Annotated in this window: 16 protein-coding genes; 9 read left to right on the top strand and 7 right to left on the bottom strand. The window is 58.4% G+C overall.

Going from position 1 to position 17225, the window contains the following annotated elements; all coding sequences use genetic code 11:
- Positions 1-314: 314 nt before the first annotated feature.
- Positions 315-1544 (bottom strand): sigma-54-dependent transcriptional regulator, encoded by a 1230-nt coding sequence (locus AC2FIO_RS01975; RefSeq protein WP_496695339.1) that lies wholly within the window; start codon positions 1542-1544, stop codon positions 315-317.
- Complete coding sequence (locus AC2FIO_RS01970; RefSeq protein ID WP_496695338.1) at positions 1541-3274, bottom strand: sensor histidine kinase; 1734 nt, start codon at positions 3272-3274, stop codon at positions 1541-1543. Before AC2FIO_RS01970 ends, AC2FIO_RS01975 begins: the two co-directional genes overlap by 4 nt.
- 47 nt (positions 3275-3321) lie before the next feature.
- Between AC2FIO_RS01970 and AC2FIO_RS01965 the strand changes: the two genes are divergently transcribed.
- Positions 3322-4503 carry a cytochrome P450 gene (locus AC2FIO_RS01965; RefSeq protein WP_496695336.1) on the top strand — a complete coding sequence of 394 codons (1182 nt, stop codon included), beginning with the start codon at positions 3322-3324 and terminating at the stop codon, positions 4501-4503.
- Here AC2FIO_RS01965 and AC2FIO_RS01960 read toward each other — a convergent pair.
- Positions 4500-4979: an Lrp/AsnC family transcriptional regulator gene (locus AC2FIO_RS01960; RefSeq protein ID WP_058271489.1), complete on the bottom strand. Its 480-nt coding sequence runs from the start codon at positions 4977-4979 to the stop codon at positions 4500-4502. The genes AC2FIO_RS01965 and AC2FIO_RS01960 overlap by 4 nt on opposite strands.
- 143 nt (positions 4980-5122) lie before the next feature.
- On the opposite strand from AC2FIO_RS01960, the gene cobA reads away from it, so the two are divergent.
- The 7 genes from cobA (at position 5123) to infC (ending at position 10751) form a co-directional block, all read left to right on the top strand.
- A complete protein-coding gene (cobA, locus tag AC2FIO_RS01955; protein WP_282168399.1) occupies positions 5123-5899 on the top strand; it encodes a uroporphyrinogen-III C-methyltransferase in 777 nt (258 codons plus the stop codon).
- On the top strand, positions 5899-6213 hold the full coding sequence (locus tag AC2FIO_RS01950) for a DUF2849 domain-containing protein (protein WP_496695334.1): 315 nt from the start codon (positions 5899-5901) through the stop codon (positions 6211-6213). The genes cobA and AC2FIO_RS01950 overlap by 1 nt, the downstream gene beginning before the upstream one ends.
- Positions 6214-6281: 68 nt before the next feature.
- On the top strand, positions 6282-7946 hold the full coding sequence (locus tag AC2FIO_RS01945) for a nitrite/sulfite reductase (protein ID WP_282118554.1): 1665 nt from the start codon (positions 6282-6284) through the stop codon (positions 7944-7946).
- Positions 7936-8697: a phosphoadenylyl-sulfate reductase gene (locus AC2FIO_RS01940; RefSeq protein ID WP_282118555.1), complete on the top strand. Its 762-nt coding sequence runs from the start codon at positions 7936-7938 to the stop codon at positions 8695-8697. The genes AC2FIO_RS01945 and AC2FIO_RS01940 overlap by 11 nt, the downstream gene beginning before the upstream one ends.
- Positions 8694-9101 carry a DUF934 domain-containing protein gene (locus tag AC2FIO_RS01935; RefSeq protein WP_170557552.1) on the top strand — a complete coding sequence of 136 codons (408 nt, stop codon included), beginning with the start codon at positions 8694-8696 and terminating at the stop codon, positions 9099-9101. Before AC2FIO_RS01940 ends, AC2FIO_RS01935 begins: the two co-directional genes overlap by 4 nt.
- 107 nt (positions 9102-9208) lie before the next feature.
- The gene (locus AC2FIO_RS01930; RefSeq protein WP_058271890.1) at positions 9209-10042 is read left to right on the top strand and encodes a ferredoxin--NADP reductase; all 834 of its coding nucleotides are present in this window, start codon (positions 9209-9211) and stop codon (positions 10040-10042) included.
- 127 nt (positions 10043-10169) lie between these two features.
- Positions 10170-10751, top strand: a complete 582-nt coding sequence (infC, locus tag AC2FIO_RS01925; protein WP_496695331.1) for a translation initiation factor IF-3 — start codon at positions 10170-10172, stop codon at positions 10749-10751.
- A gap of 87 nt (positions 10752-10838) precedes the next feature.
- Here infC and AC2FIO_RS01920 read toward each other — a convergent pair whose 3' ends face one another.
- Positions 10839-12161, bottom strand: coding sequence for an aspartate aminotransferase family protein (locus AC2FIO_RS01920; protein ID WP_496695329.1), 1323 nt, complete (start codon positions 12159-12161; stop codon positions 10839-10841).
- Positions 12158-12928 (bottom strand): beta-keto acid cleavage family enzyme, encoded by a 771-nt coding sequence (locus AC2FIO_RS01915; protein WP_496695327.1) that lies wholly within the window; start codon positions 12926-12928, stop codon positions 12158-12160. The genes AC2FIO_RS01920 and AC2FIO_RS01915 overlap by 4 nt, the downstream gene beginning before the upstream one ends.
- 89 nt (positions 12929-13017) lie before the next feature.
- On the opposite strand from AC2FIO_RS01915, the gene AC2FIO_RS01910 reads away from it, so the two are divergent.
- Complete coding sequence (locus AC2FIO_RS01910; protein ID WP_496695325.1) at positions 13018-13917, top strand: MurR/RpiR family transcriptional regulator; 900 nt, start codon at positions 13018-13020, stop codon at positions 13915-13917.
- Positions 13918-13964: 47 nt separating this feature from the next.
- On the opposite strand, the gene AC2FIO_RS01905 is transcribed toward AC2FIO_RS01910, so the two are convergent.
- Positions 13965-14756, bottom strand: a complete 792-nt coding sequence (locus AC2FIO_RS01905) for an FAD binding domain-containing protein (protein WP_496695323.1) — start codon at positions 14754-14756, stop codon at positions 13965-13967.
- A 94-nt stretch (positions 14757-14850) separates the two neighbouring features.
- On the bottom strand, positions 14851-17211 hold the full coding sequence (locus AC2FIO_RS01900; protein ID WP_496695322.1) for a xanthine dehydrogenase family protein molybdopterin-binding subunit: 2361 nt from the start codon (positions 17209-17211) through the stop codon (positions 14851-14853).
- Between the last annotated feature and the right edge of the window lie 14 nt (positions 17212-17225).

Raw genomic sequence — 17225 nt, 5'->3', positions numbered from 1 at the left:
ATGTGGCGCAGTGAAGCGAATCAAGGGGCGCCGCTCAACTTTTTGTTCGAAATTCGGAAGGTTCAAATATTTTTGTTTCACTTCATAGTTTTAGAAGGCACTTCCCCGCCATTAAAAGGCAGTGACACTACCCGCTGTGCGAAAATCCGCACATTTATTCCCCCGGCTGTGCGGATTTCCGCACGCACTTCGAATCAGATCGAACGACTCACCCCCTGATTCTCTGGTGACTACCCGCAGCCTGCGAATACAGGCTGCCCGGCCCAACGGCTTTAAATGCATGATAATGCGGCCAAAGGCGGCGGGTGCCCCCGTTAGCGCCGATAGTCTTCTGGGCGAATCTGATAGCGCGCCAGTTTGTCGTAAAAAGTCTTGCGCGGCAGTTTCAACGCACTTGCCGCATCCGAGGCTTTGCCATTGTGCCGACCCAGTGCCGCAATCAACAACGACCGCTCTACGCGTGCCATTTGCTCGTTCAGGCCCAGATCAGCGGCACGTGCAACCTCTTCCGGCATCCCCAACACGAACCGCATCGCCGCCGACATCAGTGATCTGGCGTTACCCGGCCAGTCGCTGGCCATCAATGACGCAAGTTGCTCCGAGGTGATCTCGGGCTCGGCAATGCCCGCCTGTTCTGACGCTTGCGCGACGTAATGGCGAAAGATCACTGGTATATCTTCCGGCCGTTCCGCCAGCGACGGGATGCGTACACGCATGACATCCAGGCGATAAAACAGGTCGGCATTGAATTGGCCCTGCTCTGACAGCGCCGCCAGATCTGCGGTCGTTCCCGCGACGATCCGTGAACCGGTGCCCTGCTCTATCATTTCAAGCGCGGCGTATTGCGTGGCGTCTGGCATGGCCGAAACCTCATCCAGGAACAACGACCCACCGGCCGCATCTTCGCACACGCGCACCAACCCCTCGGGCGTCAGCCCTGAGGCCGGGCGTTTGACGAACGGCCCCTGCCCGACCGGCGACATCAGATGAACGACTTCGGCCACTTTCGATATCCCGCTGCCCGGTGGCCCGGTTACCAGAACTTCTGCCCCGGTGGGGGCGACGGATCGGACCCGTTCACGCAGGGCCTCGGCCTGTGCGGACAGGCCGAACAAAAGCCGCGCTGCGGGGTCGCCGCGCTCAAGCTCTGATTTGAGGGCACGCTGTTCGATCACCTGCGCGCGCGCGTCAAAGGCTCGTTCCAACACGGGCAGCAGGTCCGCCGCCGCACATGGCTTTTCCAGAAAATCAAAAGCTCCCTGTCCCATGGCCTGCACCGCCATCGGGATGTCGCCCTCACCGGTCAACAGAACAACGGGCAAATCTGGATCTACCTCACGCGCGTAGTTCAGCAGATGAAAACCATCCCGGCCCGGCATACGGATGTCCGAAACGATCACACCCAGAAAGTCGGCGCGAATATGGTCTTTAGCTGCCACAAAGGATCCCGCCGTAACCGGATCATAATCTGCCAGCTCAAGCGTTTGAGCCAAAGCTTCGCGGACGGCAGCGTCGTCATCAACCAGTAGAATTTTCCGCGTCATGCGACCTCGTGCTCCGTGAAAGGCTCAAGCTCGACCGTAAACAATGCCCCGGTGTCCAGATTTGCGCCCCGGATATTACCTCCAAAGCTTTGCACCAGACCATACGAAATCGAAAGCCCAAGCCCCATCCCCTCAGAGGATCCGACAGCCTTGGTCGTATAGAACGGTTCGAACAGTTTTTCCGAGTTTTCGATGCCCGGGCCGATATCGCGGACAGTCACGGCCAGCTTGTCGCCGCGGTCGATCGCAATGCGGATGAGGCGGTCGTTTTGCCCACTCATCGCGTCGGCGGCATTGTTAATCAGGTTGACGAACACCTGAACCAACCGCACCTCGCCGCCCCATGCGTAAACCGGGTTATTGGGCGGGGCCCAATCCATACGGACATCCTCGGTCCGCAACCGCGCCTCGGTCAACTCGACCGCCGTATCGATCACTTGAACCAGGTTAACCTTGCCCATCGGTTCACTTTCGTTGCGCGAAAAGGCGCGCAGGTTCTTGATGATGCGCGCCATGCGCGCCGCCATGGCAGAGATACGCGTCAGGTTCTCCGACGCTTTCTCATCCCGGCCGCGGGATAGAAAAGCCGCGCCATTATCTGCGAATTGCTGAATTGCCATCAGCGGTTGGTTCAGTTCGTGACTGATACCCGCCGACATCTGACCCAACGCGCTGAGTTTACCGGCCTGGATCAGCTCTTCCTGAGCGTGTTTCAGCGCCGCTTCTGCGTCTTCACGTTCACGCACTTCGTGGCGCAGTGCCGTGTTTGCAGCTGTCAACGCATGCGTCCGTTGCGCGACCCGGCTTTCCAGAATCGTGTTGGCCTCGGCCAATGTGCGCCTGCGTTCGGTCGCCAGATACAACAGCGCGCCGAAGGCCAGACAGATTGCAGCAACGGTCGCCGCCTGCAACCCCGCCAAACGCTGCGCGGGGGCCACATCGACCAGAACCTCAGCCGTCATGTCGATCACCGGCAAGTCCAGCATCAGGTGTAAAGCGCGGCTAGGCAGATACCGCCCCCAATTCAGTTCCCAGACCTCGTGCGGACCGACCAGAACCGAGGCAAAATCGACCACCTCGCCGTCTGGGGGTGTCAGGCCCAACTGTCCTTCGTCCCGGTGCCAAAACAACAAATCCGATCGGTTTGAGATAAACACGACGCCGTCCCCGTCAGTGAAGAACACCGCCTCGGTACTGCCGCGCCAGGTCTGTTCCACATCCTGCACATCGGCCACAACGATTAATACACCCTCGACCTGACCAGCATCGCCAAAGGCCGGGGCGGCGTAGGAATAGGTGCGATCCCCGCTGCTTTCCACAACACCGTGCGCGCTGCCCATTGCGCCCTGCAAAGCGCGCCGAAACGCGGGGTGGTTCGCCATGTTTGGCCACACAACCGGCTGCGCCGAGGCCAGCACCTGCCCGCTTCGGTCAAGATACATCATGTTGACGGCCGAGGTTTTGTCGGCGACGTCCAGCAATATCGCGCGCGCTGCCCGTTGTTGCACCGGTGTCTCTAGGGCGCGCAGGACCGGATGCGTGGCCATCAGCACTGCCAGTTCCTGATATACCTGCATCTGAGTGCTGAGCCGGTCGGCAGCCAGTTCAAGGTCAGCCTCGGCCTTTTCGCTGAGCTGCGACAGCGCTTGACGGTAGCCATAGGACCAGACCCCTGCGGTCAACAGGCCGACAGCAAACAAAAATCCCAGAATGACCCAAACGCGTTGCATGATATAGGGTCTTGCATTCGGCGCGCCGCATGGCAAGTCTGCGCCGCATGAAGACGGTATTTCAATCTCCGGTCGATCCGGAATTCGTGCAGAACCCCTACCCGTTCTATGATCAGGCCCGCGCGTGCGGTGATCTGGTCTATTGGGAGGACTATGGGAAAGTTGCGGCTGTATCACACCGGGCGGTCTCGGCGCTTTTGAAAGACCGCCGCTTTGGTCGGGAAGTACCCGAAGAAATGCGAACCCCAGGTCCGGCGTATCTTGCCCCTTGGCTGGTGGTCGAGGCGCATTCGTTGCTGGAAGCCGAACCGCCAAGACACACACGTTTGCGCGCATTGGTGATGCGGGCATTCACGTCGCGTGCCATTGCAGCACTGGAACCTTCGATTCACGACCTAACCCATTCTTTGATTGACGCATTTCCCGACCAACCGTTCGATTTGCTCTCTACCTTTTGCACCCAAGTTCCGGTCATCACGATCTGCCGCCTTCTGGGCGTGCCCGAGGATATGTCACCCAGTCTGCTACGCTGGTCACATGATATGGTGGCGATGTATCAAGCCAGCCGTACGCCCGAGACTGAGACCGCTGCCGCAGCCTCATCTCAAGCATTCACCGACTTTCTGATCAACTACATCGAGCAGCGCCGCAGCGATCCGCAGGACGATCTGATCACACGGTTGATCGTGGCCGAAGAAGATGGCGAAAAGCTCTCACGCGAAGAGCTGGTCGCCACCTGCATCCTGCTTTTGAATGCCGGGCACGAAGCGACCGTGCATTCACTTGGAAACGGCGTGAAGACCGTTTTGCAAAATGGCATCGGACCGCAACACTTTGCGCCGGACAGCATCGATCGCACGGTAGAAGAGATTCTGCGCTTTGACCCGCCGCTGCACATGTTCACCCGTTATGCTTATGAAGACATCGACGCATTTGGGCACAGTTTCAAACGTGGTGATGAGGTCGCGCTACTATTGGGCGCTGCGAACCGGGATCCTGCCGTCTGGAGCAACCCGGACAGGTTTGATCCCACCCGCGCCATCGTCACGAACACCAGTTTCGGTGGCGGCCTGCACTTTTGCGTTGGCGCCCCTCTGGCACGGATGGAAATGCGCATCGCACTGTCCACGCTGTTCGACAGATATCCGAACCTGCGCCTGAGCACCGAGCCCGAGTTTTCGAACACGTACCATTTCCACGGGCTGACCAAACTGATGGTGCAGACCTAGCTTTCGATCAGCGCTTTCAGAGGCAACATGGTGGTGGACTTGATCTCTTCCATCGACAGCAAGGCTGTCACGTTGTGCACGCGCACTTCTGAAATCAGCGCCTGATAGAATTCGTCATAGGCACGCGCGTTCTTGACCCGCACCTTCAAGATATAGTCGATGTCCCCGGCCAGCCGATGCGCTTCTTGCACTTCGGGCCTGTCACGCAGGGCCTTGAGGAACTTGTGCTGCCAGTCAGCCTCGTGCTCTGAGGTGCGGATCAGAACAAAAAACGTAGCTTCAAATCCCAGCGCTTCGGCGTCCAGCAAAACGGTCTGCTGCCCGATCACACCGGCCCCTTTCAGCTTGCGTATCCGATTCCAGACCGGCGTCTTGGAACTGCCGACACGAGCGGCTATTTCGTCCAGCGATTGACTGGCGTCCCGCTGCAGCTCGACCAGAATTTTCCGATCCGTATCATCAATCCGCACCGACATTCCAAATTTCCCTTCGTTTCGAAACCAATGTCCCGTTTTGCCGTTGGCGTGGAACATTTGTCCTTATTTGTTCGCCTATATGGCGTATTGGCGGGAATATTTCCTATATTGTAACACAAGTCAAACCACACTCGGGACACGAAATGCAGCTTACGCAATCATATGATGGCACAGGACATGTCGACTTTGTCGGCGCGGGTCCGGGCGATCCGGAATTGCTGACGCTCAAGGCACTGAACGCCTTCGAGCGCGCGGATGTTGTTCTGCATGACCGTCTGATCAGTGATGAGGTCCTGGCCTTGGCCGGCAAGACCGCCCAACTGGTCGATGTCGGCAAGGCCGGTTTCGGCCCATCGTGGAAACAGGAAGACATTGACGCCCTGCTGGTTGAGCACGCCTTGAAAGGTCAGCGCGTCGTGCGCCTGAAGTCCGGCGACCCGACCGTATTTGGCCGTCTGGATGAAGAGATCGAGGCGGTTGAGGCTGCTGGTATCTCGTGGCGGATTGTTCCGGGCATCACCGCCGCTTCGGCGGCAGTTGCCGGAATCGGTCAAAGCCTGACACGGCGTGGGCGCAACTCGTCGGTACGCTTTCTCACAGGCCACGACATGAAAGGGTTTGCGGATCACGACTGGACTGCCTTGGCACGCGCCGGTTCGGTTGCCGCGATTTACATGGGCAAAAAGTCCGCTCGTTTCATTCAGGGTCGCCTGATTATGCACGGTGCAGATCGCCAGACGCCGGTGACGTTGATCGAAAACGCTACGCGCCCCGATCAGCGCATTCTGGAAACAACGCTGGACCAGTTGCCCACCGATTTGAACGCCGCCGAAATGGATGGCCCTACCCTGACCTTTTTTGGCCTCGCCCCGCGCCAAGCGACCGCGGCCCTGACCGAATTTAAGAAGGAGCACGCCTGATGGCCCGCGCTTTTACCCCCAAAGTGGTGACCGCCAACGACCTGTTGGAAGGTGATGTTATTTATCTGACTGAAGACGACCAGTGGTCTCAGGAGTTGTCCGAGGCCGAGCTGATCACCGATGAAGCGCACGCGCAGGTGCGCTTGCTGGATGCCTCTAGTCAGGCCAGCAAAATCGTTGGTGCTTATCTTGCCGATGCCGTCGCCGGCGACAACGGCCCCGAGCCCACCCATTTCCGGGAAGACTTCCGCCGCACTGGTCCGTCCAACTATGCCCACGGCAAACAGGAATCCTCCCCGCAGCCCCGGGCCTGACCTCTGGCCCTTCTCTCTCCCCTTCTCAAGGCCCCAAGGTTCGGGGCTGCAACTAAGGACAGCTAATCATGTATCGCTACTCCGAGTTCGACACAGCATTTTTGGCAGAACGTAACGCGCAGTTCCGCGCGCAGGTCGAGCGCCGCATTGACGGCTCGTTGACCGAAGATGAATTCAAACCGCTGCGCCTGATGAACGGCCTGTATCTGCAGCTGCACGCCTATATGCTGCGGGTTGCCATTCCATATGGAACGCTCTCTAGCGCTCAGATGCGTCAGCTAGCCCTGCTGGCCGAGAAGTGGGACAAAGGTTATGGCCACTTCACGACCCGTCAGAACATTCAGTATAACTGGCCGAAACTGAACGACGTGCCCGATATGCTGGACGCGCTGGCTGAGGTTGGCATGCACGCTATCCAGACCTCGGGCAACACCATCCGCAACGTGACCGCCGACCATTTCGCTGGTGCCGCCGCGGATGAGGTCGCAGACCCGCGCCCCTATGCCGAACTGTTGCGCCAGTGGTCGACCGACCACCCAGAATTCCAGTTCATGCCGCGTAAGTTTAAGATCGCCATCACCGGATCGGAAAACGACCGCGCCGTGATCAAGGCGCATGACATCGGCCTGCAACTGGTTGAGCGTGACGGCGTTCTGGGTGCCCGCGTTATCGTGGGTGGTGGCCTGGGCCGTACGCCGATGATCGGTAAAGAACTGTCCGAATTCGTCGCTTTTGACGACCTGCTGGCCTATCTTGAAGCCACCGTTTCGGTCTGGAACCAAATCGGGCGCCGTGACAACAAGTACAAAGCCCGCATCAAGATCACCGTGCATGAGCATGGCATCGACGCAATCCGCGCCAAGGTCAACGAGCGTTTCCTGCAGGTCCGCCCGCAGTTCAAAGGCGCGGACATGAACCTGCTGGAAGAGATCAAGGGCCACTTTGCCCCGCCAACCTTCCGAGAAGCCTCGGTCGCGTCGTTCGAAAGCGCCTACACCAACGATCCGGTCTTCCGGTCGTGGGTCGACACCAACATCGCGCCGCACAAGAACGCGGACCATGCAATCGTCACGATCTCGATCAAAAAGCACGGCCAGACACCGGGTGATGCGACTGCTGAGCAGATGCGCGTGATGGCCGATCTGGCCGAAGAGTTCGCTTATGACGAGCTGCGTATCAGCCACGAGCAGAACGTGATCCTGCCGCATGTCCACAAGTCGGACCTGCCCGCGATCCACGCTCGTCTGAAAGAGCATGAGTTGGCCACCGCCAATATCGGCCTGATCAGCGACATCATCGCCTGCCCCGGCATGGATTACTGCGCGCTGGCGACAGCCCGTTCGATCCCGGTAGCACAGGAAATCGCGACCCGTTTCGATGATCTGAAGCTTGAGCATGATATCGGTCACCTGAAGATCAAGATCTCGGGCTGCATCAACGCATGTGGTCACCACCACGTGGGACACATCGGCATCCTGGGTCTGGATCGCGCAGGCGTCGAGAACTACCAGATCACTCTGGGTGGTGACGCGACCGAAACAGCCGCCGTTGGCGACCGCACCGGACCGGGCTTTGCCTATGATGAGATCGTGCCAGCCGTTGAGCGCATCGTAGACACTTATCTGGAACAGCGTGACAGCGCCGAAGAAACGTTCCTGGAAACCTATCGCCGCGTCGGCATGGCACCGTTTAAAGCGGCGCTTTACCCCGAGGCGCAGGCCAATGCCGCTTGACCTGATCCAGACGGAACTGGGGGCCGACCGCGCTGAGCTGACCGAAAAGGTCGAAGAGCTGAACACCCAGTTCCGCCACCACAGTGCCCATGACGTCATGCATGGCGCGTTGGAGGCAATCGAAGAGCTTGCTTTGGTCTCCAGCTTTGGGGCGGAATCGGTGGTGTTGTTGCACATGGCAGCCGTGGTCGACAAAGCCACGCCGGTCCTGTTTGTGGACACGCAGATGCTGTTCACCGAAACGCTGGAATATCAGCAGGACGTTTCAGATCGGCTTGGCCTGAAGAACGTTCACATCATCCGCGCAGATGATGAGGATGTTCAGCGCGAAGACCCATACGGTGCCTTGCGCCTGAGCGACACGGATGCCTGCTGCAACCTGCGCAAAACCTTCCCGCTGCAGCGTGCTTTGGCGGGCTATGACGGCTGGATCTCGGGTCGGAAGCGGTTTCAGTCTGGCACACGCGCCGCGCTTGACTTCTTTGAGGTCGAAGACGGCACCGGTCGGATCAAGGTAAACCCGCTGGCCCATTGGGCGCCCGAAGACGTGCGCGCCTATATGGATGAAAACAACCTGCCCCGGCATCCGCTGGTGGCCAAAGGTTACCCCTCGATCGGTTGTGCGCCCTGCACCTCGCCGGTCAAAGAAGGCGAAGACCCCCGTGCCGGACGCTGGCGCGATCAGAACAAAGAAGAATGCGGCATCCATTTTGTCGACGGCAAGATGGTGCGCGCTGGAGAGAAAACATGAACGTAATCGTAACGGATGAGGGGTTCGCCCCCGACGACTGGACAGATGGCTTTGTCACGCTTGAGGACGCAGCCAATGATGTGGTTGCGCTCGACGTGGCGTCGGATACTGACCCCGATGAGCTTGTCGACCGCCTGGGCAGCGCCCGGATGGTCCGTGTGGACTTCCCGTCTTCGGCGGATGGTCGCGGCTTTACCATCGCCCGCGTGTTGCGCCTAAAAGGCTACACCGGTCGTTTGCGGGCCAGAGGCCATGTTCTGGCTGACCAATATGCCATGGCGCGCCGCAGCGGATTCGATGAGGTCGAAATCGACGACGCGCTTGCCAACCGCCAGCCCGAAGATCAGTGGCTGGCCCGCGCCGATTGGAAAGACCACAACTATCAGGCCCGCCTGCGCGGCTAAGATAGCCAATCGCCAGCTTGTGACTTCAAAGGGGCATTTAGCCCCTTTTCCTGACTTGGATCAAAGATTAAACGGAGATGTCGGTTTACCCAGCCGATAGTGAAACGATGACAGAGATGAAACCCGTGACCGAAGTAACCGCCGTCAAGGCCCCCGTCCTTCCGGACGCACAGACCGTAACAGACGTCAAACATTGGACCGACAGCCTGTTTTCCTTCAAGGTGTCGCGTCCCGCCTCGCTGCGGTTCCGTTCGGGCGAGTTCGTGATGATCGGCCTGCTGGGCGACAACGGCAAGCCGTTGCTGCGCGCGTATTCCATCGCCTCGCCTTCGTGGGACGAAGAGTTGGAGTTCTACTCGATCAAGGTACAGGACGGCCCGCTGACATCGAAACTGCAGCACATCAAACCGGGTGATCAGATCATCCTGCGCCCCAAGCCTGTTGGCACGCTGGTGCATGACGCGCTGCTGCCTGGAAAACGCCTGTGGTTCTTTGCCACCGGAACCGGTTTTGCGCCCTTCGCGTCCTTGCTGCGCGAACCGCAGACCTATGAGGATTACGACGAGGTCATCATCACCCATACTTGCCGCGAAGTGGGTGAATTGGAATATGGCCGTCAGCTGATCGAAAGCATCCGCCAGGATGAGATGCTGGCCGAGCTGATGGGCGAAGGCTTTGCCGACAAAATCCGCTATTATCCAACCACCACACGGGAAGAGAGCCCCAAGATGGGCCGCATCACCGAATTGCTGAAAGACGGCACGGTTTTTGCTGATCTGGGCATCGAAGGCGGTATCAAACCGGAAACCGACCGTGCGATGGTCTGCGGGTCTTTGGCCTTCAACCTGGACATCAAAAAGATTCTGGAAGAGTTCGACCTGCGCGAAGGTGCCAATTCCGAACCCAAAGAATTTGTCATCGAAAAAGCCTTTGTTGGTTAACCCGATGCACCGGATCCGGGGCATTTGGCCCCGGACTGGCGAAAAACCTCTGACAAACCCCGATTTTTCGGGCTGGCCTGCACTTATGCCGCTTGAATCGGCGTGCAGGCCAGTCTAAATTCCGGCCTTGAATTTCTGCAATCATCAAAGGAATGAACCCATAGCCCGCAGACCTCACAACGCGCCGCCGCAAAGAGACACCGGCCCCCGCGTCAATGATAAGATCCGTGCCCCCGAAATCCGTCTGATTGGCGCTGAAGGTGAAAATGTCGGGGTGGTTCATCCCGCCAAAGCCATGCAGATGGCAGTTGATGCCGGTCTTGATCTGGTCGAAATTTCGCCCAACGCAAACCCGCCGGTCTGCAAAATCATGGACTTCGGTAAGTTCAAATACGAGACGCAGAAACGCGAAGCCGAAGCCCGCAAAAAACAGAAGATCATTGAGATCAAAGAGGTCAAATTCCGACCCAACACTGACACTCATGATTACGACGTGAAAATGCGGAATGTGTTCAAGTTTCTTGAAAATGGGGACAAGGTCAAAGTGACCCTGCGTTTCCGCGGCCGTGAAATGGCGCACCAAAATCTGGGTCGTGAACTGTTGGAACGTGTTGCGGCCGACACCAAAGAGGTCGGCAAGGTTGAAAACATGCCAAAGATGGAAGGCCGTCAGATGATCATGCTGATCGGTCCGCTGCCACAGAAATAAATCCCTGTGCATATCGAATTTGAAACCCTGTCAGATCAGCTCTGACAGGGTTTTTTGTTGGTTCTATCGTACAGGCCAAGCGGCGCTTCAGCCGGGGATCGCGGTCGAGATCGCCCGACTAAGTTTGCCCACAAGCTCGTCTATCTGCGCGTCTTCAATGATGAACGGCGGGGCCAGCAGGATATGATCCCCAACCCGACCATCCCGCGTACCGGACATGGGATAGCAGATCAGCCCCTCGGCCAAGGCGGCTTTCTTGATTTTACCCGCAACGCCGTGAGCCGGATCAAACGGCGTTTTTGTTTCGCGGTCAGCCACCAACTCCAGCCCGCGGAAAAGGCCCCTGCCGCGGATATCGCCGACATTTGGATGCTGACCGAATTCGGCCTGAAATGCCTCTTGCAGCTTATCGCCCATCACGCTGGCGCGCGCGGGCAACGCGCGCGCGGTCAGTTCGGTGACAACAGCCAGGGCCGCTGCTGTCGCAACCGGGTGACCAATATAGGTGTGACCATGCTGAAAGAACCCGGACCCGTCGCGGATTGCATCATAGATCTTCCCGGTGCACATCATCGCACCAATCGGTTGGTATCCAGCACCCAACCCTTTGGCGATGCACAGAATGTCCGGCGAAATCCCATCATGATCGCAGGCAAACAAATGCCCGGTCCGCCCCATGCCACACATGACTTCATCAAGAATCAACAAAACGCCATATTGGTCACAGATCTGGCGAATACGCTGGAAATACCCCTCAACGGCAGGAACCGCGCCCAGCGTTGCGCCCACAACGGGTTCCGCCATGAAAGCCATAACCGTTTCAGGACCCAAGCGAAGGATCTCGGCCTCCAACTCATTCGCGACGCGCTGGCCGTAGTCAAAACTGCTCTCGGCATCCGGCTTTTCAGCGTATTCGAAACAGGGCGCGATATGTGTCATCTCGATCAGCATCGGAGCAAACTGCGCGCGCCGCCATTCGTTACCTCCAGCCGACAACGCGCCCAAAGTGTTCCCGTGATAGCTCTGCCGCCGCGCGATCACCCGGCGACGCTCGGGCTGGCCAATTTCAAGAAAGTACTGCCGCGCGAGTTTCATCGCCGCCTCGGTCGCCTCGGATCCGCCTGAGACGAAATACACACGGTCCAGACCATCAGGAGCATGTTCCACCAACAGATCGGCCAGTGCTTCGGCAGGTTCGGATGTCATGAAACCGGTATGTGCAAAAGCGATCTGTTCGACCTGCCGCTGCACGGCTTCGACAACCGCCGGGTTCGAATGCCCGAGGCACGACACCGCAGCGTCACCACAATCCAGATAGCGCTGCCCCTGATCGTCGATCAGGTAACACCCGTCGCCACCAACGGCGACCGGCAGGTTCGATTTGGTATGACGAGGAAAAACGTGGCTCATTGCTGAGGTCCTTTCAAAACCGCGACCAGCGCCGAAACCGACGCTGCGTTGTTCGCCCAGGCACTTCCGTCCTGGTCGGTCAAACTGTTTTCAAATCCAACCCGCACATCCCCGCCACGGTCCGCAGCCGTTTTTAGGCAAGCATGTTCCTGCTTTCCGAATGCACAGACCATCCAACCGGAGTGGGTTTGCCGAAAGTGATCAAGGTCTTCCGGTGCAGATTCCTGCCCCGTGGTGTAACGCCCCAGAACCAACAGCCGATCAGTTTGCCCGTCGCGGACGATCCCGCGGGCCTGCCAGTCTGCCAGAAACGCAGCATCTGCATCGTCATAGAGAATATGCTGAACGCGCGTTCCCTGCTCGGCACACAGACCGTAAACATTATCCGCGAGGTCCGGCGCGCGCGCGATTTCCCGGACCGAGATCGAAGCCCATTTTGGCTTTACGTGCTGCAAACAGTGCAATTGGGCCGGGACATCAAAGATACCCGCCGCCTCGGTAGTAATCTGAATGTCCATTTCAGGCACGGCACGACGCAACTCGGACATCGTCTCAAGATAACGCCCGGCATCCAGAGAATGCTGCCCCTGTTCATCGCGCACATGCAGGTGGATCCCATCTGCACCGGCCCGAAAACAGCTTTGTGCAGTCGATACGATCTCCTGCACCGACACCGGAAGCTGAACGTGATCCGCATGCCCCCTCCGGGCACCGTTCGGCGCCACCAGAACATAGGGCGAATGCGATTGCGGCAGTGTTTTGGACATAAGAGCACCCTTTTCAACTTTTAACCCAGTTAAGGACCTTAGGCGCGTTTTCAATTTACATCTTTCATAACATTTGTTTTCTTTCGCGGATGACCAAGTCTTTGAGCCAGCTTACCGAAGCTCTGCGACAGCAGATTGACCAGTTGCCTCCCGGATTGCAGATGGCGGCAAAATACATCCTCGACCATCCCGGAGATTTCGGGCTGGACTCAATTCGAGAAACCGCAGCAAAAATCGGCGTGAGCTCGAACGTTCTAGTCCGGCTGGCGGATCGGATGGAATATGACCGCTTCGACGGCCTGCGCGCTCCGTTCCGCGATGCGTTGGTCACAGATGGTGAGGATCATCTGAGCCAAAGTTGGCTTGCCGACATGCAAGACGGTGATTCATTCAGCGCTGCCCAGGCAAAATTTGCCCAGAATGCACAGAACGTCGTCATGCGATCCCTGCGGTTAATGAACCCTGAACGCGTCAAGCGCGCCGTTGAAATTATGACGTCTTCTGACAGGTGCTTTGTCACCGCCACCCGCGCCAGCTATGCCCTGTCATACTATTTTTCTTATGCCGGACGCATGGCACACCCCGGTCTGCAACTTGTTCCGCGCCACATGGGGTCCGCGGCAGATGATCTGTTGGACGCAAGCCCCAACGATTGCCTGATTGCAATCACCGTCCATCCCTATTCCGCCGACACCATCCAATCAATGCGATTGGCGCGACGCATGAATGTGCCGCTCATCCTGATTGCCGACAGCGAAGTGATCGCACCCGGGATCGAGCCTGACGTGGTTTTCCCCATCAGCACGCGATCTCTGCACCACTTCTCAAACTATGCCGGGGCCATGGTGGTTCTGGAATGCCTACTGGGTCACCTGTTTCAATCGGGCGGAGACGTCGCGCGCGATCGCGTGGACAATTACCAAAAGTCCCGAGAAGACACAGGCGCATACTGGCAACCATCCCAGCCGCCCAGAATAAGGCGGACATAGAAAAAGCCCCGGCCATAAGGTCCGGGGCTTTTTTGATAGTTTTGAGCTTACATGCAGGCTTCAATGGCCCGCTTGGTCATGACACTGACCAGATGCGCGCGGTACGCCTTGCTGCCGTGCAAATCGGCAATCATGTTCGCGGGATTGATGCTCAGCCCGGTCAATGCATCCTGCCGAAACTCCTTGTTCAGGGCTTCCTCTGCCTCGGACCAGCGGAACACACCATCCTCACTGGCCCCTGTTACCGAAACGCGAACACCGTCGGCGAAACGTGCCAGATACACTCCGACCAGCGCAAAGCGCGATGCGGGTTGCAGGAACTTCTGATAGCTGGCCGCTTGTGGCACCGGGAAATTGACCGTGGTGATGATCTCACCTTCCTCCAAGGCTGTACTGAACAAACCCTCGAAGAAATCATCCGCTGCGATTTGGCGCGTATTGGTGATGATCGTCGCACCTGATCCCAAAGCGCCCGCCGGATAGCACGCTGCCGGATCATTGTTGGCCAGTGAGCCACCGATTGTTCCTCGATTGCGCACCGCTGGATCGCCGATCTGCCCAGCCAGTGCGGCCAGCGCCGGATAGCTGCCGGCGGCCTCTGACGCCACCGTTGCGTGGGTTGTTGCGCCACCAATGGCGACCGACCCGTCATCCTCGATGCAGACCCCCTGCATGTCGGGAATCCCACCCAGCGACACCAGCGTAGACGGCGCTGCCAATCGCTGTTTCAGCGTTGGGATCAGCGTCTGGCCGCCCCCCAACGCCTGTGCATCCTCGCCACCCAGCGCCGAAACGGCGTCAGCAACGGTCGAGGGCTTTTCAAACTCGAAATTGTACATTTCGCTTTCCTTTCCGAAAGGCGCGGATCCGCCCTTCATCTGGCTAAAAATATCCCGAGGGTCTGGGGGCAGAGCCCCCAGGCCACCCGACCAATCAGCTGTTCATCGCCGCCCAGACACGTGACGGGCTCACCGGCATATCGATGTGATCGACCGCCTTGCCGCCCGAGTTCAGCGCATCCAGCACCGCATTGACCACCGCCGGCGGCGAGCCAATTGCACCGGCTTCACCGCAGCCCTTCACACCCAACGGGTTATGCGTACAGGGCGTCTGGCTGGAATGATCGACACCATAGAAAGGCACGTCATCCGCGCGCGGCATCGCATAATCCATGAAAGACGCGCTCAGCAACTGACCGTTTTCATCATAGGCACAATTCTCCAGCAAAGCCTGCCCTATGCCCTGACCAATGCCGCCATGGACCTGACCGTCGACAATCATAGGATTGACGATGTTGCCAAAGTCATCTGCGGCGTTGAAAGCCTCGACGGTCACCTGACCGGTCTCTGGGTCAACCTCGACCTCGCACGCGTATGCACCGGCCGGGTAAGTGAAATTGGCCGGGTCGTAAAACGCGGTCTCCTCCAACCCGGGTTCAACTTCCAGCGGATAATTGTGCGGTACGTAAGCCGTCAGGGTTACATCGCCCCAGGCTACCGACTTGTCGGTGCCCGCGACGCTAAACTGACCGTCTTTCAGTTCAATATCCGCCTCGGAAGCTTCCAGCAGGTGGGCGGCGATCTTCTTGGCCTTCTCGATTACCTTCTCGGTCGCTTTGACCATGGCCGAACCACAAACGGCCAACGAGCGCGAGCCATAGGTGCCCATGCCAAACGGGATCTTTGAGGTGTCGCCATGCACGATCTCGACCATCGACTCGTCGATACCGATCATATCGGCCACAACCTGCGGGAAGGCTGTCTCATGCCCCTGCCCGTGGCTGTGTGCGCCCACCATGACGCTTATCGAACCGGTGGCGTTCACCCGAACAGTTGCGGCATCATAAAGACCCGCGCGGGCCCCCAACATGCCGACGATGTTCGAAGGCGCGATACCGCAGGCCTCGATATAGCAATTGATGCCCAGACCACGCAGCTTGCCGTTAGCTTCGCTTTCGGCCCGACGCGCGGCGAAACCCGCCAGATCGGCAGCGACCTCAAGCTTGTCCATCGTCCCGTTGTAATCCCCGGTGTCATAGGTCAGTGCGACCGGAGTGTCATAGGGGAACTGAGTGATAAAGTTCTGACGGCGCAGGGCAATCGGATCAACACCCAACTCGCGTGCAGCTTTATCCACGACACGTTCCAGCTGATAAGTCGCCTCGGGACGGCCAGCGCCACGATAGGCGTCCACCGGAACCGTGTTGGTGAACATCGCCTTCACATTCACCTGAATGACCGGTGTCTTGTAGTTACCTGCCATCAAGGTACCGTGCAGCCAGGTCGGAACCGAGCTGGAGAAGGTCGACAGATACGCACCCAGATTGGCGTATGTGTTCGTGCGCAGACCGATGAAGTTGTTGTCTGCATCCAGCGCCAGTTCGATCTTGCTGACATGGTCGCGGCCATGGGCATCGGACATGAACGCCTCGGACCTGCTTGAGGTCCACTTGACCGGGCGATTGCAGGCCTTGGCGGCAAAGGTGCAGAACGCTTCTTCCGCATAGTGGAAAATCTTGGTTCCAAAACCACCACCCACATCCGGGGCCACCACGCGCACTTTATGTTCGGGCAGGCCCAGAACAAAAGCACACATCAGCAGACGGATCACATGCGGGTTTTGCGACGTGGTGAAGAGCGTGTATTCGTCCGTACCACGCTTGTACTCACCCACCGCCACGCGCGGCTCCATCGGGTTGGCGACGAGACGGTTGTTGACCAGATCCAGCGTCGTTACGTGGGCTGCATTGGCAAAGACCTCATCGACCTTGGCGTCGTCCGTCTCACCCAATTGCCAATCATAGCAGATGTTGTTCTTCAGATCGTCGTGAACCAGCGTCGACCCATCCTGAGCAGCAGCTTTCATGTTCATGACAGCCGGCAGTTCTTCGATGTCCAGATCGATCGCCTCGGCCGCATCACGGGCCTGTTCGAGGCTGTCTGCCACAACGGCCGCAATCGGGTCGCCCACATGGCGCACCTTGCCTTGTGCCAAAATGGGGTGCGGCGGCTCCTGCATCGGCGCGCCATGCTTGTCGGTCACTTCCCAACCGCAGGGCATCCCGCCCACGCCTTCGAAATCCTTGCCGGTGAAGACCTTGACTACGCCCGGCATAGCTTCGGCCGCCGAAGTGTCCAGGGATTTGATCCGTCCATGCGCGATGTCGGACCGTAGGAAATGTACATAGGCCTGGCCATGTACGTTGATGTCGTCGGTATAATTGCCCGCTCCCGTCAGAAAGCGTACGTCTTCGCGCCGCTTGGAACTGGCTCCGATGCCACTGTCTTTGGGCATTGCTTGTTCTCCTC

It is taken from the genome of Ruegeria sp. CDSB086 (assembly GCF_059611065.1).
This window is presented reverse-complemented; position numbering and strand designations above follow the sequence as displayed.

Bases quoted from the DNA above. Each gene is read 5' to 3' on its own strand.
- AC2FIO_RS01905 (WP_496695323.1), bottom strand. From the start codon at position 14,756: ATGTACAATTTCGAGTTTGAAAAGCCCTCGACCGTTGCTGACGCCGTT.
- AC2FIO_RS01940 (WP_282118555.1), top strand. From the start codon at position 7,936: ATGCCGCTTGACCTGATCCAGACGGAACTGGGGGCCGACCGCGCTGAG.
- AC2FIO_RS01900 (WP_496695322.1), bottom strand. From the start codon at position 17,211: ATGCCCAAAGACAGTGGCATCGGAGCCAGTTCCAAGCGGCGCGAAGAC.
- AC2FIO_RS01945 (WP_282118554.1), top strand. From the start codon at position 6,282: ATGTATCGCTACTCCGAGTTCGACACAGCATTTTTGGCAGAACGTAAC.
- AC2FIO_RS01930 (WP_058271890.1), top strand. From the start codon at position 9,209: ATGACAGAGATGAAACCCGTGACCGAAGTAACCGCCGTCAAGGCCCCC.
- AC2FIO_RS01960 (WP_058271489.1), bottom strand. From the start codon at position 4,979: ATGTCGGTGCGGATTGATGATACGGATCGGAAAATTCTGGTCGAGCTG.
- AC2FIO_RS01965 (WP_496695336.1), top strand. From the start codon at position 3,322: ATGAAGACGGTATTTCAATCTCCGGTCGATCCGGAATTCGTGCAGAAC.
- AC2FIO_RS01910 (WP_496695325.1), top strand. From the start codon at position 13,018: ATGACCAAGTCTTTGAGCCAGCTTACCGAAGCTCTGCGACAGCAGATT.
- cobA (WP_282168399.1), top strand. From the start codon at position 5,123: ATGCAGCTTACGCAATCATATGATGGCACAGGACATGTCGACTTTGTC.
- AC2FIO_RS01935 (WP_170557552.1), top strand. From the start codon at position 8,694: ATGAACGTAATCGTAACGGATGAGGGGTTCGCCCCCGACGACTGGACA.
- AC2FIO_RS01920 (WP_496695329.1), bottom strand. From the start codon at position 12,161: ATGAGCCACGTTTTTCCTCGTCATACCAAATCGAACCTGCCGGTCGCC.
- AC2FIO_RS01950 (WP_496695334.1), top strand. From the start codon at position 5,899: ATGGCCCGCGCTTTTACCCCCAAAGTGGTGACCGCCAACGACCTGTTG.
- AC2FIO_RS01970 (WP_496695338.1), bottom strand. From the start codon at position 3,274: ATGCAACGCGTTTGGGTCATTCTGGGATTTTTGTTTGCTGTCGGCCTG.
- AC2FIO_RS01975 (WP_496695339.1), bottom strand. From the start codon at position 1,544: ATGACGCGGAAAATTCTACTGGTTGATGACGACGCTGCCGTCCGCGAA.
- AC2FIO_RS01915 (WP_496695327.1), bottom strand. From the start codon at position 12,928: ATGTCCAAAACACTGCCGCAATCGCATTCGCCCTATGTTCTGGTGGCG.